General features: G+C 40.0%; 24 protein-coding genes. 21 read left to right on the forward strand and 3 right to left on the reverse strand.

The window, feature by feature from the left end:
- The first annotated feature begins 146 nt into the window (after positions 1-146).
- Positions 147-956, forward strand: a complete 810-nt coding sequence (locus MHI27_RS10410) for a methyltransferase domain-containing protein (protein WP_405176187.1) — start codon at positions 147-149, stop codon at positions 954-956.
- On the opposite strand, the gene MHI27_RS10415 is transcribed toward MHI27_RS10410, so the two are convergent.
- The gene (locus tag MHI27_RS10415) at positions 948-1,958 is read right to left on the reverse strand and encodes a S8 family peptidase (protein WP_339246975.1); all 1,011 of its coding nucleotides are present in this window, start codon (positions 1,956-1,958) and stop codon (positions 948-950) included. The two genes, MHI27_RS10410 and MHI27_RS10415, sit on opposite strands and share 9 nt — an antisense overlap.
- A 405-nt stretch (positions 1,959-2,363) precedes the next feature.
- Here MHI27_RS10415 and MHI27_RS10420 point away from each other — a divergent pair, with 405 nt between their 5' ends.
- On the forward strand, positions 2,364-2,735 hold the full coding sequence (locus MHI27_RS10420) for a hypothetical protein (RefSeq protein WP_076283128.1): 372 nt from the start codon (positions 2,364-2,366) through the stop codon (positions 2,733-2,735).
- Positions 2,736-2,821: 86 nt separating this feature from the next.
- Here MHI27_RS10420 and MHI27_RS10425 read toward each other — a convergent pair whose 3' ends face one another.
- Complete coding sequence (locus MHI27_RS10425) at positions 2,822-2,959, reverse strand: hypothetical protein (RefSeq protein ID WP_405176188.1); 138 nt, start codon at positions 2,957-2,959, stop codon at positions 2,822-2,824.
- A 142-nt stretch (positions 2,960-3,101) separates the two neighbouring features.
- On the opposite strand from MHI27_RS10425, the gene MHI27_RS10430 reads away from it, so the two are divergent.
- The 12 genes from MHI27_RS10430 to MHI27_RS10485 all read left to right on the forward strand — a co-directional run bounded on the left by MHI27_RS10430 (position 3,102) and on the right by MHI27_RS10485 (position 12,908).
- Positions 3,102-3,386, forward strand: coding sequence for a polysaccharide biosynthesis C-terminal domain-containing protein (locus tag MHI27_RS10430; protein ID WP_340968750.1), 285 nt, complete (start codon positions 3,102-3,104; stop codon positions 3,384-3,386).
- Between the two features lie 130 nt (positions 3,387-3,516).
- Entirely contained in the window at positions 3,517-4,788 is a 1,272-nt protein-coding gene (locus MHI27_RS10435; protein ID WP_042186921.1) for a hypothetical protein, read from the forward strand.
- Positions 4,785-5,459, forward strand: coding sequence for a DUF6320 domain-containing protein (locus MHI27_RS10440; protein ID WP_341127696.1), 675 nt, complete (start codon positions 4,785-4,787; stop codon positions 5,457-5,459). Before MHI27_RS10435 ends, MHI27_RS10440 begins: the two co-directional genes overlap by 4 nt.
- Positions 5,460-5,770: 311 nt before the next feature.
- A complete protein-coding gene (locus MHI27_RS10445; RefSeq protein WP_081382743.1) occupies positions 5,771-6,808 on the forward strand; it encodes an ABC transporter substrate-binding protein in 1,038 nt (345 codons plus the stop codon).
- Between the two features lie 16 nt (positions 6,809-6,824).
- Positions 6,825-7,814 carry a FecCD family ABC transporter permease gene (locus MHI27_RS10450; RefSeq protein ID WP_405176189.1) on the forward strand — a complete coding sequence of 330 codons (990 nt, stop codon included), beginning with the start codon at positions 6,825-6,827 and terminating at the stop codon, positions 7,812-7,814.
- A gap of 1 nt (position 7,815) precedes the next feature.
- Entirely contained in the window at positions 7,816-8,595 is a 780-nt protein-coding gene (locus tag MHI27_RS10455; RefSeq protein ID WP_379422107.1) for an ABC transporter ATP-binding protein, read from the forward strand.
- Between the two features lie 40 nt (positions 8,596-8,635).
- Positions 8,636-9,163: a HugZ family protein gene (locus MHI27_RS10460; RefSeq protein WP_042186927.1), complete on the forward strand. Its 528-nt coding sequence runs from the start codon at positions 8,636-8,638 to the stop codon at positions 9,161-9,163.
- 3 nt (positions 9,164-9,166) lie between these two features.
- Positions 9,167-9,607: a DinB family protein gene (locus tag MHI27_RS10465; protein WP_405176190.1), complete on the forward strand. Its 441-nt coding sequence runs from the start codon at positions 9,167-9,169 to the stop codon at positions 9,605-9,607.
- Between the two features lie 146 nt (positions 9,608-9,753).
- Complete coding sequence (locus tag MHI27_RS10470) at positions 9,754-10,161, forward strand: MerR family transcriptional regulator (RefSeq protein WP_405176191.1); 408 nt, start codon at positions 9,754-9,756, stop codon at positions 10,159-10,161.
- Positions 10,162-10,229: 68 nt separating this feature from the next.
- Positions 10,230-11,141 carry an alpha/beta hydrolase gene (locus MHI27_RS10475; protein ID WP_405176192.1) on the forward strand — a complete coding sequence of 304 codons (912 nt, stop codon included), beginning with the start codon at positions 10,230-10,232 and terminating at the stop codon, positions 11,139-11,141.
- Positions 11,142-11,384: 243 nt separating this feature from the next.
- Positions 11,385-11,975, forward strand: a complete 591-nt coding sequence (locus MHI27_RS10480; protein WP_076283119.1) for a TetR family transcriptional regulator — start codon at positions 11,385-11,387, stop codon at positions 11,973-11,975.
- Positions 11,976-12,164: 189 nt separating this feature from the next.
- Positions 12,165-12,908, forward strand: a complete 744-nt coding sequence (locus MHI27_RS10485) for an SDR family oxidoreductase (protein WP_405176717.1) — start codon at positions 12,165-12,167, stop codon at positions 12,906-12,908.
- Positions 12,909-13,789: 881 nt separating this feature from the next.
- Here MHI27_RS10485 and MHI27_RS10490 read toward each other — a convergent pair.
- A complete protein-coding gene (locus MHI27_RS10490; protein WP_283911279.1) occupies positions 13,790-14,527 on the reverse strand; it encodes a LytTR family DNA-binding domain-containing protein in 738 nt (245 codons plus the stop codon).
- 487 nt (positions 14,528-15,014) lie between these two features.
- Here MHI27_RS10490 and MHI27_RS10495 point away from each other — a divergent pair, with 487 nt between their 5' ends.
- The 7 genes from MHI27_RS10495 to MHI27_RS10525 all read left to right on the forward strand — a co-directional run bounded on the left by MHI27_RS10495 (position 15,015) and on the right by MHI27_RS10525 (position 23,607).
- Entirely contained in the window at positions 15,015-16,565 is a 1,551-nt protein-coding gene (locus MHI27_RS10495; protein ID WP_405176193.1) for a radical SAM protein, read from the forward strand.
- Positions 16,566-16,944: 379 nt separating this feature from the next.
- On the forward strand, positions 16,945-18,192 hold the full coding sequence (locus MHI27_RS10500; RefSeq protein WP_405176194.1) for an insulinase family protein: 1,248 nt from the start codon (positions 16,945-16,947) through the stop codon (positions 18,190-18,192).
- Positions 18,193-18,243: 51 nt separating this feature from the next.
- Positions 18,244-20,043, forward strand: coding sequence for an ABC transporter ATP-binding protein (locus MHI27_RS10505; protein WP_405176195.1), 1,800 nt, complete (start codon positions 18,244-18,246; stop codon positions 20,041-20,043).
- Between the two features lie 53 nt (positions 20,044-20,096).
- Positions 20,097-20,693 carry a sigma-70 family RNA polymerase sigma factor gene (locus MHI27_RS10510; protein ID WP_341127708.1) on the forward strand — a complete coding sequence of 199 codons (597 nt, stop codon included), beginning with the start codon at positions 20,097-20,099 and terminating at the stop codon, positions 20,691-20,693.
- Complete coding sequence (locus MHI27_RS10515) at positions 20,629-21,414, forward strand: hypothetical protein (protein WP_341127709.1); 786 nt, start codon at positions 20,629-20,631, stop codon at positions 21,412-21,414. The genes MHI27_RS10510 and MHI27_RS10515 overlap by 65 nt, the downstream gene beginning before the upstream one ends.
- A gap of 51 nt (positions 21,415-21,465) precedes the next feature.
- The gene (locus MHI27_RS10520; protein WP_339247011.1) at positions 21,466-22,356 is read left to right on the forward strand and encodes an ABC transporter ATP-binding protein; all 891 of its coding nucleotides are present in this window, start codon (positions 21,466-21,468) and stop codon (positions 22,354-22,356) included.
- Between the two features lie 12 nt (positions 22,357-22,368).
- Positions 22,369-23,607 (forward strand): ABC transporter permease, encoded by a 1,239-nt coding sequence (locus tag MHI27_RS10525; RefSeq protein WP_405176196.1) that lies wholly within the window; start codon positions 22,369-22,371, stop codon positions 23,605-23,607.
- Positions 23,608-23,614 lie beyond the last annotated feature (7 nt).

The raw sequence follows: 23,614 nt of genomic DNA on the forward strand, positions 1-23,614 counted from the left end.
TTTTTTATCCTTTGAGCCCAAATCCAGCGAATTGGCGTATCAGCATAAAGAAAAAGGCAGTTCGGATTCACACCGAACTGCCTTTTATTTTAGTTGGATGTCTGCTATGATTTTGTCCTATTAGAAAACAAGAGAAGGGTGAAACTATGAATGAATATGGTCCGGATTTATTTAAAGGCACGGCAGTGTACTATTCAAAATATCGACCGCAGTATCCTTCATCCCTTATTCGGTTCTTAATTCAGAAGTTTTCGCTTAACGGAGAAGGCCGTCTGCTTGATTTAGGGTGTGGTACGGGTCAGCTGGGACTAAGATTTAGTGATTGGTTTGAAGAAATGATAGGTGTAGATACGGAAAGTGGAATGTTGGAAGAGGCTAATCGTCTATCAAAAATCCATAGGGTTGATAACGTTAGTTGGATGCTTGGTAGAGCAGAAGAGTTGCAGAACGTCTGGGGTTCCTTCCGACTTACCATTCTAGTCAAAGCGTTTCACTGGATGGATAGATCGTCTATTCTTGAAATCCTATACCACAGTTCGGACAATAATGGCGGTCTAGCAATTATTGATACTTTTAATGTAGGGCAAGAGCCATTATCTTGGCAGCTTAAGGTAAATGAAGTAGTGAAACGCTGGTTAGGTAACGAAAGAATAGCAGGAGACAGCATCTATACTCATCCTAAAGAAAGGCATGAGGATATTGTTGCGCGATCTAGTTTTAAGGATGTGGAAAGATTGATTTTACCGAGTTATTCAGTGACATGGACGGTGGATTCGATTCTTGGCAATTTGTATTCCACATCCTATGCTTCAAAGCGCTTATTTGGAGATCACTTAGAACGATTCGAAGCGGATTTGAAATCTTCTTTATTAGAAATGGAGCCTACGGGTAAATTTACTGAAGTGTTATCAGTTTCTGTTATCACAGCTTTAAAGAAGGAAGCAAAATCACAATAAGAATCTTGCATTGATCTCACCAGAGCCCGCTGTGTTAGGGGGGAGTTTCAGAGAGAATGTGTTCTTTTTTAGTATGGATTTCACTTGCTTAGGAGTTAATGAGGGATTTCTCTGCAGCAATTGAGCAATGACACCAGAGACTATAGGTGTTGAGACACTGGTACCGGACAGCACAAAGTAATTTTTAGCGATCCGCAAGTAAGGAAGCTCGCGATCTAGCTTGGAATGAGGCGCACGAAGAGAGATAATGGTTTCGCCAGGAGCTACGAGGTCTGGTTTCTTTCGCCCTCCCGGTGCAGGTCCGCGGCTTGAATACGAGGTAATCCGGTCGTCCTTTTGTGTGAGCGTGCGACGGTCATCCACTGCACCTACGGTAATTGCAGAAGGACTAATACCAGGAGATTCTATCGTCCTGCGTCCAGGGCCGCTATTTCCAGCTGCAATCACAACAGTGAGTCCAGCCTTTATTGCTTTTTCTACGGCTTGGCACAGCGGGTCATCAGCACAAGTTGAATTTACCGTACCCCCTAATGACATCGAAAGGATACGTAGTTTTAGTCGCTTTCGATTCGCAATACACCACTCAATTCCTTTAATAATCGTGGAGTCATATCCGTCGCCATTTTTATCGAGTACTTTAACACCGACGATCCCTGCCTTTGGAGCAGGGCTTTTGTACTTTCCTTTACTCATCCATCCGTTGCCTGCCGCGTCCCCTGCGATATGAGTCCCATGGCCGTTATCGTCGTAGGGAAGTTTTCTGTGATTGATAAAATCTTTAAAAGCTACGATACGGTTACAGGGCTGAATCAGATCAGGGTGCCTATACACTCCTGTGTCAAGAATGGCAATGTTGATTCCTTTTCCGGTAAGTCCCTGTTTCTTTTGGACGGATGTAGAACCGATGGATGGTGTCGCTATATAAAGTGATGTTTTTTTAATTCCGTCAACATAGATTTTATCGATTCCATGCCAACTGCACATCTGTTTCAGACAGTTCATCGAAACTCGTGATGATACAGAATTTAGTATGGGGAGATGATGTTTGATAGGAAAGTCGTGTGATTCTAAATGTTTTTTTAATGACTTCAGCTGTGCTGGGGTCATTTTTTGTTTGAATTTGATAATGATAGGAATTTTAGCGGACGTATCGCGACGGACTTGGGAGTGTTGAATTCTTTTTCTTAGCGCGCTATGGATTCTTGAACTATATTGCTCTAGCCACAATTGTCGGCTCATTTATTAATGGATCACCTCACAAGTGCATTATATGCACCACCGATCCAGTGGGTACGAATCTATGAATCTAGGAATAAAGTACATTTCTAGAATCGTAGGTAATAGTGAGGTCAGGAAGCGCCAATCTCGCATCTACTATCGTATCCTAAAAAGAAAGTGGTGAAGTAAATGGCAATGATTAAGAAGCCAGTCAATAAGCAAGCCGTTATGGCGGCTAAAGCCCTCGCAGCTAAAAGAGTGAAGGCAGCTGCAACCCGAAAGAAACGGAGAATCAGACAGACATTGGACAGATTTGTGGTTCTCGCTACAAGTTTAGGTACGAATAGCACACCTAAAGATTCTTCGGGCTGGACCGCTACATTAAAAAATGGTACCACAACTGTGAACGCTGATTTCGATGATTTTGGTGTGGCCAGATTCCCTACGATTAGCACATTAACTTCAGTACCTTACCTGCTGACAATAAGAGACGAGAATGGAGTAGTTTTGAAGAGTTTTAACGTCCCAGCAGACCGTGAATTTTTTGTCGCTAGATTTTAGTTTGGACAAGTCAGCTTTAATTCAGTAGTAAACAGCACGTGTCGATCCTATTTCGCCGCGTGCTGTTTTATTTGTCTTATTTTAGATCATGCAGATTTTAACCATACTTGAATCTCATAAACCCACTGAAACATTCCGGTGAAAATGACTGTCTGGATGACAAATGGAGTCTCCTTATTATATTCGGCTTTAGCATATGCAGCGATATTCTGCATCGTTTCCATTCTCTACTCCTCCGAGCAATAACCATAGAGATAAATTCCTTTAGGTAATATTGAAATACAGCCGGCCTGTTCAGGGTACTTCTCACAAACTACAAAAAAGACAGATGGATTCTCACTAGGCTCTAAAGTTGGAGCAATTTCAGTGCTTTTTCCTATGGTTGTTGATTACATACAGACTTTTGGTGTATTTGTCGTGCCTGAAATTTTTAATATTTTACTTGGTATTTCATTGCAGTCTATGGGGAAACCTCAGCTTTATATGGTTGGTAATTTACTGAGTGTAGTCTTGAATATCATCTTGGATTTGATTTTTATCTGCGTTTTCGATATGGGGATTACCGGTGCTGCTTTGGCATTCGATTTTGGCGATTTTACGGTATGTCTTGTTGATGGGGAATTTTTTTATCCTTCCTTTAATGTTAGGTAACATCGGCCTTTGGCTTTCCTTTGTAGTGGCAGAGATAATCTGTGTCGTGGTAAGCTATGTTTGTTTGAGGAAGACAATGCAAAAGTGGAGTATCAACTAGTCAACAGCAGAATAATAGAGGAGTTTTGAAGTGAAAAAGTGGTACAAACTTGATAACGCAGCAAAACTATTTCCATCCGTTACAAACACAAAAAACACTTCCGTTTATCGGATCTCAGCTGTTCTGACAAATCCTGTAGATGTGGATGCGTTACAGCAAGCCGCCGATACGGTATTCGACAGATTTCCGATGTTCACTGTGAAGCTTCGCAGGGGTGTGTTTTGGAATTATTTAGAGTCTAGCACGGATAAAATTGTGATCGCTGAGGATCAGCAGTATCCTTGTCGCAACATTGATCCAACTACAAACAATGGATATTTATTTAAGGTTTTATACTACAAAAATAGAGTCTCTGTTGAAGTGTTCCATGCGCTTACGGATGGTAATGGGGCTGTCGAGTTTTTAAAATCACTGCTGTACTATTATCTAATGTATATGGGACATGAAATTGACACTGAGGACCGGATTTTACTCGCTGATTCAGGAGTGGATATCCATGATATGGAGGATGCTTTTCGCAGATACTACAAGGATTGTTATGTTGAATCGGTTAGAAACAGCCGAGCGTACCACATTAAAGGTACAGCTTTCGAACAGTTCGGAAATAACGTGGTACACGGGGTCGTAAGTGCCTCCCAATTGAATGCCCTCGCTAAGCAAAAAGGTAGTACGATCACTGCTTATTTATCCGCATTACTGAGTTATTCTATTTATCAAACAAGAATCAAATATAGCAAAAGTAACGCTCCCGTGGTTATCGCAGTGCCTGTCAATTTGCGCAAAGCATTCCCTTCACGTACTCTTCGTAACTTCTTTGGCGTAGTTAATCTTGGCGCACGAATTACGGAAGATACCACACTGGATGAATTAATTTTTAGAATGAATGAGATGCTGAAGTATAAAACGGGGAAAGAAAATTTGCAAAATATCATTTACAATAATGTGGCGCTTGAACGGAACAAAGCTACGCTATTTGTCCCGTTATTTTTGAAGAACTGGTTCGTGAATTTAGGGTTTCATATGCTTGGGGAAAGTAAAAGAACACTGACCTTGTCCAATATCGGTAATATTATGTTGCCACAGCAAATGTACAAGCACGTAGAGCTAATCGAGGCATTAGTCTATCCATCCAATAAAAGCCCTATGAACTGTGGGATCAGCTCAGTCAATGATAAGCTGGTGATCACGTTTACCAGAAATATAGTGGAATCCGATATATTGCAATATTTCTTTTCGACCTTAGCGGGTGAGGCTGGACTTGAAGTTAAAATCTACTCAAACGATTGGGGGATTAGCGAATGACCAAATGTATTCGTTGCAACGTGACGGTTGATAATCAACATTATCGTTGTCCACTATGCTCCAAGCCACTTAAGATCAGGGGAGAGAGCACGACAGAATACCCGTCCTATAAAGAGATCTATCAGGAAACCAAACCATTTACGGTAGCTAAATTGTTCCTCTTTTTGACTATATCTGCCATCGTGCTTTCGATTACAATTAATGCGTTGACCTATCATATCAATCCGAGAATATGGTCAATTATCGTAAGTACAGGTCTTATCTATGCGTGGATCGTTGTTAAAGATACCATTTTATCTAATAAACATATTGGCAGGAAAATTTTATATCACTATGTCATGTTGTCCATTTTCCTTTTGGTGATCGATATATTTGTTGGTTTTAAGGGATGGTCTACCAACTATGCAATCCCACTGTTTGGAGTGGCAGCTACATTTATTATGACTGTGCTCGCAATTGTTCAAAAATCATTATGGCGTCATGATATAGGCTATATTTTAGCGATGTTCTTTATTAATTTATGTCCTATGCTTCTGTTTGTATTTAATTTGTCTCATGTCATTTGGACCAGTGTTTTCTCTATCGTATACTCACTCCTAACCATTATTGGAATGATAATTTTTTCTGACCGGAAATTTATAAGCGAAATCAGAAGAAGATTCCATTATTAATAATCGAGATAGATTTATTCCAATCTATAATTAAATATTTAGGTTTATTATGCATATTAACCACGTCCTTTGGATGTGGTTTTTTTGGGATTTAAGAAAGTGAAGGGTTCATACGACACCAGATTCCTATTTTTCTACAAGAAAGGTTGTCCTTTTTAATGTGATGTTTAAGGCATTTTGGCTAGTTTAAAATTAAAATAAAATTCTTGACACTTCCTAATGATAACCATTATCATAGGAATGGTAGATGAAAATGAAAATCATTATCACTACTTGGAACGTATAATTATACATACTCGGAGGGATAGAATTTGAAGAAATTATTAGTACTTCTGGTTGTTGCAGCGCTTACTGCGATGACTGCATGTTCGTCCACCAATACAGCGGACAATCAAACCAAGAATGAAGCCGTAACGAATACAGCTGCTAATGAAACGAAAGAAGCAAATGCAGCGAATACAACAGAAGCAGCGAAAACAGCGGATGCTGGAAAGGAATACAGTCTGGAGAATGATGGTGTAGATGAAGCATTGTTCAATGAAGCATTAAGCCAGTTTCCAGCCACAGTTCCACAGCGAATTGTAACTACATCTGTACCATTAACAGAAATGCTCTACTTGCTTGGAATCACACCAGTTGGGGTGCCAACCTCCACCAATCCAATCCCTGCTGATTTTGAATCGATAGATAAAATTGGTTCGCCAATGGCACCGGATCTTGAAGTAGTAACAAAGCTTGAGCCAGACTTGCTGCTGGGAGCAGAATCACTTCGAAGCACACTGGATAAGACACTGGAAGGCATGGATTTGCAAAAAGCGTATCTACGCACAGAATCCTTCGAGGATTTAAAGCTTAGCCTTAAAGTATTAGGTACTTATTTTAATAAAAAAGATGAGATGAATGCGGCTTTGAGTAAGATATTGGATAAAGAAAATGAGCTAAGTAAATTAGCCGAAGGAAAAGAACTGCCGAGCGTGATGCTCGTTATTGGAACCTCTGATTCCTTCATGGTTATGAGTGAGAAATCTTATCTAGGTAGTTTGGTGAAAAAGCTTGGCGCTGATAACATTGCTACTTCTGTACTTAAAGTTACCGATACTTACTCTCCTATTAATATGGAGAACGTCGTAGCCGCTGATCCTGACGTCATTCTCGTATTGGCTTCAGGTGACCACGGAGCGACAAAGGACAAATTTAAAAAAGAAATAGAGAAAAATGAAACTTGGACGAAGCTCTCCGCTTATAAAAACGACAAAATCCAGATTTTAGATTACAGTGTGTTCGGCGTAACCTCGATCATTAACGCAGAGACAGCTCTAACTGAAATCGCAAAATACTTTTATGAATAATTAAAGGAGACAGCAAGTGATAAATACATCTCGTAGCAGAATAGTTGTTATTGTAACGGTTCTATTAGCGCTCGTTGCCGCGATTATTGCCATCGGATTAGGCTCTGTTTTCATTCCGGTATCAGACATACTAAGCACGATCTTTGGTTCATCGTCTAAGGCGGTGAATACCACAATCATATGGGATATTCGATTGCCACGTGTGTTACTGGCGATGATCATCGGAGCGAATATAGCGATCTCGGGCGCACTGCTGCAAGCTGTGATGGGTAACCCACTTGCTGATCCTGGATTGACGGGTGTAACTAGCGGCGCGGCTGCATGTGTTCTTGTTATAATGCTTGCTGCACCACAGTATACTGAGTTCATTCCGATTGCCGCTTTTGTTGGAGGGCTAATTGCTGCTGGTATTGTATATGCATTAGCTTGGAGACGAACCGGTATTTCACCGATTACTATTATTTTATCTGGTGTTGCTGTGAATGCGCTTTGCGGAGGACTCATTGGACTATTAACAATCATGTACAGCGATAGACTCCCTGCAGCGGTTCAATGGCTTAACGGCAGTCTTGCGGCAAAAGGGAATAATGCGTTAATGATGGTATTCCCATATGCGATTGCAGGTTGGATCTTATCGTTCTTTGCCATTCGTAAGGCAAATATCATTCGTCTGGGTGATCAGGTGGCTTCGAATCTGGGTGAAAATGTGAACCGAATTCGTATCCTGCTCTCCTTACTGGCAGTATTTCTAGCGGCTATTTCTGTAGCAGCCATTGGAATGATCGGATTTGTCGGTCTAGTTGTACCTCATATGGCGAGATTACTCGTGGGTTCAGATTACAAATATCTTTTGCCGATGAGTATGGCTCTTGGTGCGTTGGTTCTGTTAATTGCGGATACAGGTGGACGTACCCTGTTTGCACCCCTAGATATCCCTGCGGGTATCCTTATGGCTGTGATTGGCGGACCATATTTTCTATACCTGATGAGAAAGAAGGCGTTCTAACATGTTTACTGTCGATTCCATTTCGATTCGGTATGAGCAGAAAAGCGTGATTAACAACTTCTCTTTTTCCGTAAAAAAGGGTGAGATCGTCTCCATCATAGGACCGAACGGCTCCGGTAAATCCACTTTGCTCAAAGCGGTATCACGGCTAATTCCTTATCACACGGGTACGGTCATACTCGATGGTACGGATCTGAAGACCATGAGCGCCAAACAAGTCGCACGAAAAATGTGCATGCTGAGCCAGAAGAATCAAGCACCGAGTGATATGACTGTGATCGATCTGGTCTCGTATGGCAGATATCCACATAAAAAGTGGTTTGAAAGATTGAACCAAGAGGATATGGACATTGTTCATTGGGCCCTTGAAAAGACACATTTGATGGAGTATAAGGACCGAGCCGTAGCTTCATTGTCAGGTGGTGAATCACAGCGTGCCTGGATTGCAATGGCATTGGCGCAGCGTCCACTCATCATGTTGCTTGACGAACCAACCACGTACTTGGATATTTCGCATCAGCATGAAGTGCTTGAGCTTGTTCGTGAGTTAAATCAAGACATGGGCATGACCGTAGTGATGGTGCTGCATGATCTCAATCAAGCTTCTACTTATAGCGATAGTATCGTTGTAGTGCAGGCGGGTGAGAAGGCGATGTATGGCACACCGAATGAAGTCATGACAACCGATATGATAAGGGATATATACCGGATGGACGCGGAAGTCCAGTATGTGCCTACAGAGAAGAAACCTCGTATTCATTTGTTGAGTACTGTTCGATAGATTCATAGTGTGACACAACCTATTCATGGAGGGATTTTAAATGAAGAAGCCTGTAGATGTGGAGAAAAATAAAGAAAACTACTTGCAATTTATTAATAAACGTAAGAACCTGATTTTGAGTTTGATTGATGATGAAGGTAAGCCCTTTATTAGTTATGCGCCTTTCGTAAAGAAAGACGGCAAGCTGTATATCTATATTAGTAAAATCGCAGAGCACTATGGCTATATGGAAAATAATGATTATGTGGACGCCTTTCTAATTGCGGATGAGTCTGAAACAAACAATAAATTTGCAACTGAGCGTGTGCGCTGGAGTTGTACTTCAAGCAATATCGGAAATGATGGATATGAGGATATCTTTGAATTGTTCAATGCTGACCATGGTGAGGCCATGCTGAAATTGCTACGCGGACTGGATTTTTCACTGTTCGAACTAACTCCGTTGAAGGGGCGTTATGTTGTAGGTTTTGGGTTGGCGTTCGATATTGATGTAGATGCGAATGTATTTAATCACGTTGTTATTGATAAGAAGAAAGACGAAGAAGCAGCTGTACAAGGGAGCAAATAGCCGATGACTATTACTTCAGTACTGCCCATCTGGCAAGCGGTTCAAGAGCGATTTCATAAAATGGTGAAGGCATTGCCGGAAGAAGATTTAAATCTTAAATTAGGAAATTCATCCATCGGAGGATTGATTTCTCATAATGCCGAGGTAGAGTTTATGTTTGCAGAGTGGTTCTTTGGTAGACCTAAACCTCAAGCCGATGATGCAGCATATACTACATTAAGTGAACTGGTGAATCTGCTGTCTGCTTCCAACGAGAATCTGGTTGCAGCGATGCGGGAGCTTCCGGAAGATGCTTGGCATGTAAGCGTAGAGTCGTCTTTTGGCACATCTACTCCGCTTGAAGCGGTAGGAAGACTTATGTATCACACAGGTATTCATGCCGGACAGATTTCTCTAATACAGAAAAATGCGATTCGAAGTGAAGTGTTGTCGGTAGAAGAGTAGACATAGGGAAACGGCAGAAATGCCGTTTTTTTGTGTGTAAATAAGGAGTTTTAAATTGATCCCGATTAATTATTGGCTCTATTTTGATACCCTCTGTATTATCTGGATTTTGGTATAATATAGGGAATTCCAAGGGGGCGTAGATCATGACGGAGTACTTGCGAGGTCAAATGGCCAAGATGGCAAATGTGAATATGGAAACACTGAGGTATTATGAGGAACTGGGTCTAATTAGTACACCTTTACGTTCGGAAGCCGGCTACCGTCTTTATTCTGAAGAAGCGCTAAGTCGACTTACGTTTATACATAATGCTAAGCAATGTGGATTCACCCTAAAGGAAATTAAAAAGGCATTGTTAAAATCGGAAAGCAGTGGCATTAGCATAGATGATTTTGTGAAAGTTGTAGATAAAAAAATGGATCGAGTCCGCAATGAAATTGCAAAGCAGGAGATAAAGCTTGCTTCTCTCGCAGACTTGAGAAAAAATTTATTAGCCAAGGATAAACATCCTGGAGTACAGTCAACGCTAGAAATCCTGAAAATGGAATCTTAACTTGACCTTGTAGTCACCTACAGGCTTTACACTTTGAGTTGAAAAGACCTGTAGGAGGGATTATCGATATGGAAAAGACGAGTATAGAACAGCTTGCAGCGATCAAAGATTACCTGAAACAAACCAATCGGTTTGAAAGTAGGTCTGTAGAGCATATCCGGCAAGAAATGGTTGAGGCGGCTGCGAATATGCCTAGTCATACGGATGTTACAGTCGAGCGGGTCAGGATTGGACCATTAAGCGGAGAGTGGATCATTCCTGTGAAAGCAGCTCCACCTGATGATAAAGTGATTCTTTATTTTCATGGTGGTGGTTTTGTTTCAGGAACCTGTGAATTTTATCGGGATCTAGCAGCACGAATTGCAAAGGCGAGTGGCATGAAAGTACTAATTATTGAGTATCGCCTTGCACCCGAGTATATCTATCCCGCCGCTAATGAAGATTGTATAGGGGCTTACCGGTGGTTGCTTGCGAATGGATATTCTGCCAGTGATATCGTGTTTGGAGGAGACTCTGTTGGAGCCAGCCTTGCGCTGATGACACTGATTACTTTGAGAGATGAGGGGAGCGAGTTACCAGCAGGTGCTTTTTTAATCTCGCCGCATACAGATCTTGTTCATTTGGATGGTGAATCGTATCAGAGTCGTGCGGAGCTTGATCCGACAGGTAGCTTGGAAGGGAATAAACGGATACTTGAAGCATATGTAGGTACTCGAACCGAGTGGGCTTCAATATTATCGCCGTTAAGAATGAATTTGCAGGGATTGCCTGATTTACTTGTTCAAGTAGGCAACCATGAGGTGCTATTAAGCGATTCAACGAGGTTGGCTGAACGGGCGAGTGGAGCGGGTGTTCATGTGGAACTGGAAATATGGGATAATATGTGGAGTGTTTTTCATTTCTTAGCGTATATGCTCCCAGAAGCAGAGCAGGCGATTTCGAAGATTGGTAAGTTTGCTAGGGCGAAGCTGGACGAGTGAGTAAGTAGATGAAAGTAAGGAACCTTCTTGAGAAATCAAGGAGGTTTTCTGTTGTTGGGGTATGGTAGGTACTCAGCGGCTGATGAGAATTGGATACCAAACGTGGACCTAAGTTTAATAAATTAGTGCACGTATATACTGATATGGATTCTACAAATGACAAAGTAAGATTATTGTCAGTTCGTTTTTGAATATTATATGCTATGATAAGTACCATCAGAAATAGAGCGAGGGGAAATACCAATGTCGAATGATCTTCCATTATCTAAAGAAAACATTTTGGATGCGGCTGAACAAGTACTCCGGCGTTTTGGCCCGGATAAGACTTCAGTTGTTGATGTAGCGAGGGTACTGAAGGTTAGTCATGGTACGCTATATAGACATTTTTCCAGTAAAGCAGCTTTGCGCGAATCGGTAACCGAAAGATGGTTGCATCAAAATATTTTAGCCCCATTAAAGGACGTTACTGAGCAATTTGATGGGAATGCCAAAGAGCAGCTACGTCTGTGGTTAGATACTCTAATTCACAGTAAACGGAGCTATGCTGTAGATGATTCCGAAATGTTTGCTATGTACGCCTCTGTAACTTTAGAAGCCGTAGATATGATTACCCAACACGTAGATCAATTAATTGGGCAACTCGCACGCATTCTTGAAAAAGGTATACAAACCGGGGAGTTTAAAGCGTTGGAATCAGAGGTTACGGCAAGAGCTATTTTTAATGCAACATCACGATTTCATCATCCTGCTCACGCGAAAGAGTGGCAGTCGGGTTCGATTGATCAGGAGTTTGCCTCTGTTTGGGATTTGATGCTTTCCGGAATTTCGTCATAAATTGTTATAGCATATTTCATAATAGAAAAATGATGGACTAAACCTTTTGATAAAGATCGGAAGGTTTTTTTTGCGTCTGGAGAACAATTATATTGAATGACAAAAAAAAATAATTGTCACTTGTTATTTGCGAGTGTTCGATTTATAATCAGACCAACAAGAAAGGTAAACGAATAGGAGGAATAAATGATGGATCAGAATTTGGTTGGAAAAGTTGCATTAGTGACTGGAGCTTCAAGAGGTATGGGACGGGAAATTGCGGAGAACTTGGCGTTACATGGTGCGAAGGTTGTTGTTAATTATGCAAGTAGTCCAAGCAATGCAGAGGAAGTTGTGAACGAAATTAAGCAAAAGGGTGGAGAAGCTATCGCTATCCGAGCGGATATCAGCCAAGTTGCAGAGCTAGAACAATTATTTCAAGCCACATTGGAAGCTTATGGACAAATCGATATTCTCGTTAACAACGCAGGCATTATGATCACAAAGCCGATTGCGAGTATGACGGAAGAAGACTTCGACAAACAGTTCGCCATCAATGTGAAGGGAACCTTTTTTTCTTGCCAGCAAGCGGCTAAACATATGAGTGAGAACGGACGGATCATTAATTTCTCGACATCGGTTACAGGTCAGATGTTCCCAACCTACAGCGTTTATGCGGGAACAAAGGGAGCAGTGGAACAATTCACTCGTCAGTTAGCTAAAGAATTTGGACGAAAAGGAATCACCATTAATGCGGTTTCGCCAGGTCCTGTTAATACGGAGCTTTTCACAGTTGGGAAGTCAGCTGAAGAGATTGCGAATGTTGGGAATATGAATTCTTTTGGACGCTTGGGTGAGCCTGAGGATATCTCGAGTGTAGTGCTGTTTCTAGCCAGTAAGGAATCACAGTGGGTTACGGGCCAGACGATTCGTGTGAACGGCGGATTTATTTGAGAGGTTAGAAAATTTTATTTATGTGTAAAATGGCTTATCGGATGGGTGTTTACACTTGGAGAACCATACCTATCTCATCCCTTTACATACAAAGAGTAATGTCTTGTAAATCGAATCGTTAAAGACGTAGCAAATAATCAATGTATAATCATCGGTCATGTCTGCGAATTTGGAAAAGAGACCGCTGTGTTTTTCTGCAGCGGTGTCGAACAAACTAAGAATAGTGTTGATACCATTGGCATATTCAATCTAGCACAAAAGAAAATCAAATGGAACTTCCGCCTCGACACTAAGTACTGTGGCGGTTATTGTGTTGAGTAAATATAAGAGTAAAAGTAATTTTGTTTAGGACAGGATTACACATGTTAGAGACCAATTAATATATCATGAAGATAAAGCAAGAATGAAACTTCAGCCCTCTTGAAAAATAACATAAGGAGGACGTGCTTGAAGTTGATGAAATTCGAATACTCACAACTAAAGTCTAAAGTCGCTGGCAGCGTCTCAATAGGCTCTTTGTGCTGTGCAAAATCAATCAAATGGAGTGAGAAGCGACGAGACCATTGGTTCTCATCGCTGTAAGCATAATCACGAATGGTTCATGATGGCTTTAAATCCATCACTATGAACAATATAAACAGTCAACGTCTCTTTTCTAATATTGTACCTAATGATATTCTGGCTTTTAATTTGTAATTTTCAACTTCTATTATAAGAATTCGATAGCCGAAATTTAATAAAGACTGTCGTTCTTATTATGTGCCTGTCTCTGAGGGGGAAGTATAAGATTGTTTGCTGAATTAAAGTGGTTGAAAAAATGCTGATCCAATATAACTTGAAAAAGAGAATTCTAATGACCGATCTTTGTATTCACATCATTACTATACTCTTTGAAAAGTATGTTCGCAAAGAGTGCTCGTATGAACTTCTATCACATCCTTCTTATACAATCGACCCAAAGGAAGTATGTCCTTGTTTGTCATTACTACTTTACTGGAGGTGAATTTTTGAATATGCTTCAGGTTAACAATGGCAGATTTATGTATCTGATAGAAATTCATATCGAGTCTTTCTGAGAGCTGAGTCAATGTTATCGCAGAATATAATACCTGATCCAGGGTGGTTATTTTAACATGTAGTTTATCTACTTTGACCAATGATATAATTTCAAATGTTTGTAGAATTACCTCTCCATCCGTTGTTTTTAGCTTAATGTGAGGGTAGATGGCGGTATTTATATATACGAATGCTCTTTGCAATAATACTTGGAACGTTTCGTAAACCAAGGGTTTTAACTGATAATAAAATGGTTGTACATTAAAACTATCGATCATATATTCCGGAGAATCAGCTAGAAAAATGATCTGGACGTTATAGTCTGGTTCAGCGCGAATTTTGAGTATAGTGTCTATCCCGCTGATGCCGGACATTTCGATATCTATAAGGATTAAGTGGAAGGTATATCGACCGGGAAGACTATAATAATATAATAATTCCTCTCCCGACGGAAAATATTGTACATAAAAGATAGATGAAGAATTTTTTGAAAATTCTGAAAAAAATTTCTTGAACTGCTGAAGCGTTTTTTCGTCATCATCGCATACTGCTATATGCAACAACAAAATCAACTCCTTTAATATGAGAAATATTCCAATTAGTGGTCATTATACCAGAATGATTATCTTAAATGCAATTTACTAGTTTAAACAAAAAACTGATTGATAACGGTTTCATGTCTGATAATTCATCCAAAAAATGTAAATTAAATCAAAAACACGCTGTTCATATCTTTGAAATGGAATTATATCCAATTGCTTCCATTTTCTTAGTTTATATGTTATATTGATTTTGGAAGAGGCAATATTGCTAGAATACTTTGTGAAAAAAATCCCATGAATCTTTGATTTAAAAGTAAATTACCAGTATTGAGTACGAAATTCCTAGTACTATGGACTACAGCCGTAACTGAGAAACTAGAAGTCTTTGAAGGGGAATAATTTTTTCGCAGCTATCTGTATTTATTTTGAACATGACATGATTTGGAAAATGAAATGGTAGTAGAGAGATTAGAAATATATAGATTGATTCTAAGAAAGAGGTGGGAAAATGAGTACATTAAAGTGTCATGAGGAAATCGAGCGTTTGTTTGGAATAAAACATTATAGTGGGATTCATCGTTTTGGTAAGCTCTTCTCAACGGGGCAGAATATCTACTATTATGACACCGGAACGGGAAAGGTGCTGCAGTTGGATGATGATGCCTTAAAGATAATGCAGTCCCTCTTTGAATTACCTGATGTTAATGATGTCAATGAATTGATGAGAGTACAAGGGATATCGATCTCAGCGATCAATGATTTTTGTCAAACGGTAGTCGATGAACATCTGTTTCGAGCATTTAAGCCCGACCGTTTGTATACTCCTGGTCATAACGAGCTTTTAGAGGAGCAGGTTAACAATGAGTTATCTCAAGTGATTCTAGAATTAACCGGTCGTTGCAATTTGCGCTGTGGATATTGCATTTACAATGAAGACTGTGACTTGAACAGAGATTTTAACAACAGTGATATGAGCCTGGAAATTGCGAAGGCAAGTATTGATTATGCGGCAAAACATTCTGGAGATAAAATAGCCGTTACTTTTTATGGCGGAGAACCGCTACTGAAGTTTGATTTATTGAAATGGGCAGTCGAGTATTCGTTGAAAACCCTAAATGGAAAAAAAATAACCTTTTCATTGACAACGAATCTGACATTGGTGACTAAAGAAATCGCGGATTATTTGGCATTTGTCCCAGGTATGGGTGTTGTTTGTAGTCTGGATGGGCCGGAATACGTACAAAATTCATATAGAAAATATGCTAATGGTGAAGGCAGCTACTCACGGGCTATTCGTGGCCTGAAGCTTATGAGTGATTCATTTTCGAAAAGTAAAAATGCACTTTCCATCAACGCAGTATTTGCACCTCCATTTTCGCACGACAAGTTGAATGATATCAACTCCTTTTTCGCCGGCTTGGATTTCTTGCCACCCAACACTGATATCAATATTGGCTATCTCGCGGAAGGTAGTCTTCCAAATACGGAAATTAAGCTGAAGGACAATAATAATGTCAATCCGAAGGTCATGGATCCTTTGTGGACTTGGTTGGAAGAACGGGCCTTAAATCGTCCCGTCATAAGGGATGATATCAATAACATTTCTGCGTCGGGAATCGAAAGCTCATTAATCAGCATAGAAAAACGCTATCTTACGGATACCCCCGGTGAATTTTATCCGTTTAATGGCTGCTGTATTCCTGGTGCGCGTAGACTTTATATCACTACAGCGGGCGAATTATATGTTTGTGAACGAGTAGGTGTTTCCCCTTCCATCGGGAATATCGTGGATGGCATCGACTTTAGTCGTCTGAAAAAATACTATGTTGAAGATTATTCCAAAGGTTCTATCGAGCAATGCCAAAACTGTTGGGCGATCAGATTGTGTTCTGTGTGTTATGCCCATAACTATACAGAAACCGAATTTGATTCATATGAAAAAAACAGAAAATGCAACTTGCGCAGAAGTGTGCATCTCAAAGATTTAGTTCTTTATCATACAGTACGGGAAAATTCGCCTGAGAAGTTAGGGTTCTTGGAACATACTGAAATTTATTGATGATATTTTTCCTCATATTTTGAGGATTAATATAAATTAATTAATAATAGAGGAGGTGAATGGACCATGTTAGTAATCAATCCTTTGTTTCGCAATAAAGATGATGCAGTGACAGCTGCACATAAGTGTAACTGTATTTGTAATACGGGCACTCCTGATCAACATGATAAAACTGGGGACAGAGCATGATATTGGTTTGTTCCAGATTGTGGCTGCGGATGCAACAGCAATATTACTGATAATAAAGAACGTAATACTACTTTGGCAAGTGATGGATCGTAACTGATTTGAACTTTAAAAAAAGGTGATCTAACTTTATGTTAGCTCACCTTTTAATTTAATAGGTTTATATTTTCTTATCAAGGAGATAGGTTTAGGAATGAAACCAAAATTATCTTTTTATCAAGAAAACAATATATATATTATTAACGATGAATGTGAAGAGACGCTGGTGATGGTATGTATTAAAGCCGGATGTGGCCAGGAACCACCGGGTAAAAATGGTATAGCACATCTGGTTGAGCATATTTGTCTTGCATATCGGCATTATATCCCGACATCGTCTAACAGTTTCCTGAAATTTAATGAGATTCGATTTCGCTCATCAGGATTCACCAACTATGGTCAAACGGTCCTGATGTTTTCTTTTCCGTCACATATGGATAACATCCATAAATTCCATCAGATTTTAAAACTGGTTCTAAGTACTGCTATTATAACCAAGGAAACTTTTAATATATCAAAAACAGAGATATTGGCTGAATGTAAACAGAAAGGACCGCAGTGGTACTGGCAGCAGGACCTCATTTCGTTTATAACGCATAGCCAAATCAATGAACTTCCGGTAGGAAAGTTTGATGAGATTGTGCAACTACAAATGAAGGATGCGGTCTCATTTATCCAGAACAACTATACACCGGATAAGTTGGCACTCATTTATTTTACAGGACTTCAGGTGCCTGAAATTATATCTGATCTATATCGATCAATACCAAGCATGGAGACAGTATTTCCTATCCCTTTAAATCCTGATGTAGGTGGCGGTTACGCCGAACATCATAAGTTCAACTTGTCAGTTTGCAGATTGGAGCATCCTTTCGATCAAAAAATATTAGAAATCTATTATCAACAACCCTACCGGTTAGTGGATTTGAAAACAAAATTGACCAGGATGTTATTTGAAATCATCGTGCAGACAAGTATTGAAGAATATGCGATTTTATCTCCCTATGATCATAAGTGCTCGGGCGTCTCAGTATCGGATAAGCATGTGTCAGCTTATTTTTATTATGCTGTATTTACGCTAACTTTTATTTCCGCAGATGATACAATCTCTTCATTTGCAGAAGATATTGTAGAGCGTTTAAAGCAACTAACGATTACAGAAGAGAGACTGAGAGTATTAAAAGAAAGCATTTCTCCATATTTGAGTGAACCAAACCAGGCGAGCAGAATACAATTATTCCAGAATGTATCCTCTCATATTTTTTACGGTGAACCCATCCATATAACTTGCAAACATTACAAGCAGTTAAAGGAAACGCTTGATCAAATAGAGATAAGTGATATCGTCATTTACAAAAACTGGATATTAAATGCTCCGTGCAAAATAGTTACCTCTACCTAAAGGGTGATAATGAACTTGATTAAAAAAGCGAAAATACTGAAGGGAAATTCATTGATTTTTTTTAAAACCCTTGTTCTTCTTTGGAAGACTAGTCCAGGTACTTTTCTTTTCATTTTTTTTGTCGATACACTTATCGGATTAACGGTTCCAGGGAAATTATGGGTATGGAAAGAGTTCATGGATGCGGCGACAGAAATTCTTTCTGTTCCTTTAACCTCTTATAAAAAAATGTTATTGTGGTTGACTGTGAATTTTCTTATTGTACTGCTTGCCTCCGTTTTGGGAAAGGTATCAAATTATGTGCAGAACTTGTTTTCAGCTCATTTGAATAAAGTTATAACCGATAAAATTTTGCAAAAAACAATGACTTTGGAAATGAAAGATTTTGATGACTCCGACACTTACAATCAAATTCAGAAGTCTAGTGACCAGTCGTTGAATCGAAGTATAAGTATTCTGCAGACAACGGTGAATTTAATAAACAATATTACGACTCTATTTGGCGTTATAGGTATTCTTGTGTTCCTGAAAACTTCCATCGTGTTACTATGTCTTGTTTCTGCGGTTCCCATGTTTTATATCAGCATTAGAATTCTTAATAAGTGGTTTGATGTTTTCAATGAACGGTTTGAACAAAATCGATTTGTCAGACATTTGAAAACAATATTAATCACAAATAATTATGTCAAGGAACTAAAAATCTCTCGTGCAGATCAATATCTCACCAAAACTATTCTTGAAATATTGGAGAAATACATACGTGAGGATAAAAAAATTAGAAAGCGTTTTTTAATAGAAACTTCTTTGGTTGATATCATAGATAATGCGATGATGTATTTCATTAAGGTGTTGGTTGTTATTATTTGTGTGAACAGCAGGTTAACAATTGGATCATTAACGATGTATGTAACCGCAATAGATAACTTAAAGAATACTGTGTCTAATATTCTTTCGTTATTATCGATGGCTTATGAGAATTGTCTATATATGCAGAGTATATTTCATTTGCTAGAGACTCCCGAAGAGAATCAGGACGGTAAAAGGGACTTTCCCGTTCCATTTGAGCGGATAGAATTTAGGCAAGTTTCCTTTAAGTATCCAGGTACGAATCATTATGTACTTAAGAATATCAATGTGGTGCTGGAAGCAGACCATGCCTACGCACTTGTGGGTTTGAATGGCTCCGGAAAAACAACCTTCATTAAGTTGATGTTGAACTTATACCAGCCAACTGAAGGAGAAATATTTGTAGATGGTATAAATATTAGTGAATATAATCGTTCGAGCTTGTTTCTGAATGTCGCCGCGGTATTTCAGGACTTTATACAGTATCCTTTTGATATAAAAACTAATATCGGTTTGGGGAATTTGGAAGAGGTAAACAATCTGGACAAAATAATTGACGCGGCAAAAAACTCGGGAGCAGATGAATTTATTGCCCAACTTCCTGAGAAATATGAGACCAGACTAAAAAAGGAATGGTCCGGCAGTGTCGATTTATCGCTGGGTCAATGGCAGAAGCTGGCCATTACGCGGGCGTTAATGAAGCCCTCCGCTATACTAATTCTGGATGAGCCAACTGCATCATTGGATGTGATCTCAGAACATGAAATTTTCATGCGTTTTCAGGAAATGAAATTCAGTAGATTATGCATAATGGTAACTCATCGATTTGTTAATACCAGAGATGTGAATAACATCATTGTTCTTCAGTCGGGAGAGATAAGAGAATTAGGCACGCACGCCGAACTGATCCAGAAAAAAGGAGTGTATGCGAGTCTGTACAGGATGCAAGCAGATTCGTACGAAAAGGAAGCTTCTGAAGAATTTCACGAAAAAGTCACAATGTAACTTCATTTTTTTTCTGTATAAATCAGTTAAACATAATAGAGAGGAGGGACGTAGTGGATGAAGTGGAGTGGATCCGGCGAATACATGAGGGGGAGACGCAGTACTTAACACCGCTGATCGAAAGGTATTACCCCGGAATCCAGAAGTATTGCTACTACAGGGTTCGAAGTGAGGAAGAATCGAAGGATCTGACCCAAGAAACTTTCTATCGATTTTGCAGATATATTGACAGATATAAGAATGCAGGAAAATGCCTCGCATACTTATACACAATCGCTCGTCACCTGTGCAATGATTATCTGCAAAAACGGTATCCGTTGTGCTGTGTGCATGTGGAGGAAGCAGAAAAACCGTTTTCACAGCCAAACGGCTCCATTGAAGAACAAGTAGAAGGAGAGCATCTGGTTCATGAGCTGCTTCTACTTCTGCCTGAAGAGCAGCGGGAAATGGTTTTTATGCGGTTTTGTCTGGATATGACCTTCCGCGACATAGCTCGTGTTACGGGAGTAAATGTATGCATGGTTCAATATCGAGTGAAGCGTGGGCTAATTGTTTTAAGAAGCTATTTGGAGAGGAGTGAATTCGTTGAAGAAGAAGCAGCGACATTCCATAGTAACTACACTAAGAAACTACCCTTCGTTTCCCGTTGATCGGGGGCGGTTAGAGGAGACCATTCATGAGGCAGCTATAGAACTGCGCCAAGCACAGGCTACACAGAGAACCTCATTTACAGAGTTCTATAAGGCTCAACTTCGCTTCATCAGTTGGAAGGTATGGGCATTACAGCTGTTAATTGTTGCTGGAATGGGGTTACTTCTGCATAACTTCATTAATCATCCTCACGGAAATATCCAAATTGTCATGCTAGCATCTATTTCAGCTCCATTACTGGTGATCACGGGGCTACAGACACTGACTCGATCTTTAACCTTTCATATGCTGGAGATTGAATTAAGTACTCGGCATGTACTAGAGAAACTGACGCTGGTGCGTATGAGTTTGCTTGGAATAGCGGATCTTATCGGCTTGACCTTGCTGGCCGTTCTATTGAATGTTTGGATACAGACGGGGATTTTGAGCCTCCTACTGTATCTGCTGGTGCCCTTCAATATTGCTTGTCTTGGTTCCCTTTGGTTATTGAACCGGATTCGTACATCAAATTGTGGATATTATTGTCTCCTTTACTGTGCTCTGTTGGTAATTGTGCAGATTATATTTACATTTAATTATTCCTTCTCACTGTTTTTATCATCAGTAACTGGATTATGGCAGGTATTACTGGTGCTTTCTACGGTTGGAATTGTTTACGAGACTCGAGGGGTATGCAGGACATGCAGAAGCCTGGAAACGGCCTCAAGAATACAATTTTAAGATTGTGTGAGACAAGTCAAAACAATAGAGAATAAAAGGAGGAAGTCTGGAATGCTCGAACTGACTTTAAATCAGGTGAGTAAGCATTTTTCCGCCAAAAAGGCGGTAAACGGAATCTCAATCCGACTTACCAATGGTGTCTACGGTTTACTGGGGGCAAACGGCGCTGGAAAAACAACATTGCTTCGGATGATCTGCGGTATCCTAAACCCTACTTCGGGAACGATACAGATGAACAATGAGGAAATTGGTCGTATGGGGGAACGCTATCGCGATTTGCTTGGTTATCTACCTCAGGACTTCGGATATTATCCTGATTTCAGTGCAGAGGAATTTCTGTGGTACATAGGTTCGCTAAAAGGATTGACGCTGGCGGCATCAAAAGGGAAAGCTCGAGAACTACTCGGCACTGTGGCTCTGGATGATGTGGCTCGGAAAAAAATCCGCACTTTTTCCGGAGGGATGAAACAGCGGCTGGGTATCGCACAGGCACTACTTAATGATCCCCGCTTGTTGGTACTGGACGAGCCGACTGCAGGACTTGATCCTAAAGAACGGGTCCGCTTCCGCAACCTTATCGCCGATTTGGGTAGGGACAAGATTGTTATTCTTTCGACACATATTGTATCCGATGTGGAATATATTGCTGATCAGATTCTTGTAATGAAGAAAGGTAGTTTGCTGACAGCCGGCACGGTGGATCAGCTGACGGCAACGATGAAGAGCTTCGTATGGTCATGTCGTATCCCAGTCCGGGAGGCTGAGGAATGGAATGCCCGTTATTGTGTAAGCAATTTGCGGCATGAAGGGGATCAGGTGGAACTGAGAATTGTGTCCGCAGAGAAACCTATTGAGCAGGCGACATCGGTCGTGCCAACGCTGGAGGACTTCTATTTATACCATTTTCAGGAGGAAGAAGATATTACGGCTATTGAAAAATAGGGGGCATGACTTATGGATATATTGACCCGTTTCGAGCTGCGAAAGATCATGCGCCGAAAATCATTTTATGCAGGAATTGTAATCTTGATAGTGGCGGCGTTATTCTTATCCATTATATTAGTCGCAAATATACAAACCACAGGAAAAGATGGTAAGTTCTTGAATGGAGTGGCAGCTATCCAATTAGAAAGAGAGTACAATCGGCAGCTTGCCGGTCCGTTGACCATAGAAAAGATGGAAGCAGCGGTTAAAAGACATCAAAAATTACTTCGTGACCCTGAGAACCTTGATGAAAAAGGTGAGATGACCGTCGAAGCAAATGCCAAATATGACGTTAAGGATAATCAAATTCAATTTTTGATTACAGATGCATTTTCTCCTGCAAGCGGATATGATTTTTACCTTATAAACAAAATAAATCCTGAAGACGTTAAGGAATTTTACCAGAAACGGATGGAAAAAGTCCAAGGATTTTTAAAAAGTAATGACTCAGGTAGCAATTACACAGTCAAAGAGAAAGCTTTTTTCACCAAAATGAATGAGGAAATTCCGGTACCTTTTCAAATGAACTATGTTACTGGTTGGAAAAATGTATTTGAGAATTTGCCGAGTCTCTTACTAATTATTGCATTTGTCATTGCGGTCTGTCTCGCTCCCGTATTTGCAGGGGAATATCAGAAAGGAACAGACTCCATTGTGTTATCTACTCGTTATGGTCGCAGCAAAGCCATCGCTGCCAAATTGAAAGCAAGCTTTATCATATCTGTAGGACTTATTGTGTTAGCAATTGGGGTTTATACATTCTTAATTCTAGGGGTATTTGGATTCGATGGAGCGAATGCCAGCGTGCAGATGATTAAATTTTTGGCTCCTGTTCCCTACACGGTGATGCAAACCTATATGTGGGCGGTACTTATCGGTAGCCTTGCTTGTCTATTGGTGGGAGCGCTGACACTTTGGCTCTCCAGTCTGATGGGCAACTCATTTTCCGTTATTATAGCTGTTGGAATTCTTCTTGTAGGTACCCAGTTTATTCCTGAAAATAAAAATAGTCGTCTATTTAATCATCTTATAGAATTGCTGCCAGGAAGTATGTTTGACAGCTTTAGTAAAATAACAGGTTATGAAGTATTCCAACTTGGGTGGCAGTTGATTCCTGAGTATAAGATAATGGTTGGATTCTCGGTAATAACTATAACACTATTGCTGCCTTTAAGTTATCGGGCATTCAAAAAGCATCAGGTTATATAGGAGGCAT

Origin of the sequence: Paenibacillus sp. FSL H8-0261 (assembly GCF_045040645.1) — a bacterium.
In the GTDB taxonomy this organism is placed as follows: Bacteria; Bacillota; Bacilli; order Paenibacillales; family Paenibacillaceae; genus Paenibacillus_AQ.

What these genes read in the sequence shown, in the direction of transcription:
- MHI27_RS10520 (WP_339247011.1), top strand. Translation starts at nt 21,466, where the DNA reads ATGCTCGAACTGACTTTAAATCAGGTGAGTAAGCATTTTTCCGCCAAA.
- MHI27_RS10485 (WP_405176717.1), top strand. Translation starts at nt 12,165, where the DNA reads ATGGATCAGAATTTGGTTGGAAAAGTTGCATTAGTGACTGGAGCTTCA.
- MHI27_RS10460 (WP_042186927.1), top strand. Translation starts at nt 8,636, where the DNA reads ATGAAGAAGCCTGTAGATGTGGAGAAAAATAAAGAAAACTACTTGCAA.
- MHI27_RS10495 (WP_405176193.1), top strand. Translation starts at nt 15,015, where the DNA reads ATGAGTACATTAAAGTGTCATGAGGAAATCGAGCGTTTGTTTGGAATA.
- MHI27_RS10470 (WP_405176191.1), top strand. Translation starts at nt 9,754, where the DNA reads ATGACGGAGTACTTGCGAGGTCAAATGGCCAAGATGGCAAATGTGAAT.
- MHI27_RS10425 (WP_405176188.1), bottom strand. Translation starts at nt 2,959, where the DNA reads ATGGAAACGATGCAGAATATCGCTGCATATGCTAAAGCCGAATATAAT.
- MHI27_RS10415 (WP_339246975.1), bottom strand. Translation starts at nt 1,958, where the DNA reads ATGAACTGTCTGAAACAGATGTGCAGTTGGCATGGAATCGATAAAATC.
- MHI27_RS10475 (WP_405176192.1), top strand. Translation starts at nt 10,230, where the DNA reads ATGGAAAAGACGAGTATAGAACAGCTTGCAGCGATCAAAGATTACCTG.
- MHI27_RS10455 (WP_379422107.1), top strand. Translation starts at nt 7,816, where the DNA reads ATGTTTACTGTCGATTCCATTTCGATTCGGTATGAGCAGAAAAGCGTG.
- MHI27_RS10525 (WP_405176196.1), top strand. Translation starts at nt 22,369, where the DNA reads ATGGATATATTGACCCGTTTCGAGCTGCGAAAGATCATGCGCCGAAAA.
- MHI27_RS10440 (WP_341127696.1), top strand. Translation starts at nt 4,785, where the DNA reads ATGACCAAATGTATTCGTTGCAACGTGACGGTTGATAATCAACATTAT.
- MHI27_RS10410 (WP_405176187.1), top strand. Translation starts at nt 147, where the DNA reads ATGAATGAATATGGTCCGGATTTATTTAAAGGCACGGCAGTGTACTAT.
- MHI27_RS10420 (WP_076283128.1), top strand. Translation starts at nt 2,364, where the DNA reads ATGGCAATGATTAAGAAGCCAGTCAATAAGCAAGCCGTTATGGCGGCT.
- MHI27_RS10480 (WP_076283119.1), top strand. Translation starts at nt 11,385, where the DNA reads ATGTCGAATGATCTTCCATTATCTAAAGAAAACATTTTGGATGCGGCT.
- MHI27_RS10500 (WP_405176194.1), top strand. Translation starts at nt 16,945, where the DNA reads ATGAAACCAAAATTATCTTTTTATCAAGAAAACAATATATATATTATT.
- MHI27_RS10465 (WP_405176190.1), top strand. Translation starts at nt 9,167, where the DNA reads ATGACTATTACTTCAGTACTGCCCATCTGGCAAGCGGTTCAAGAGCGA.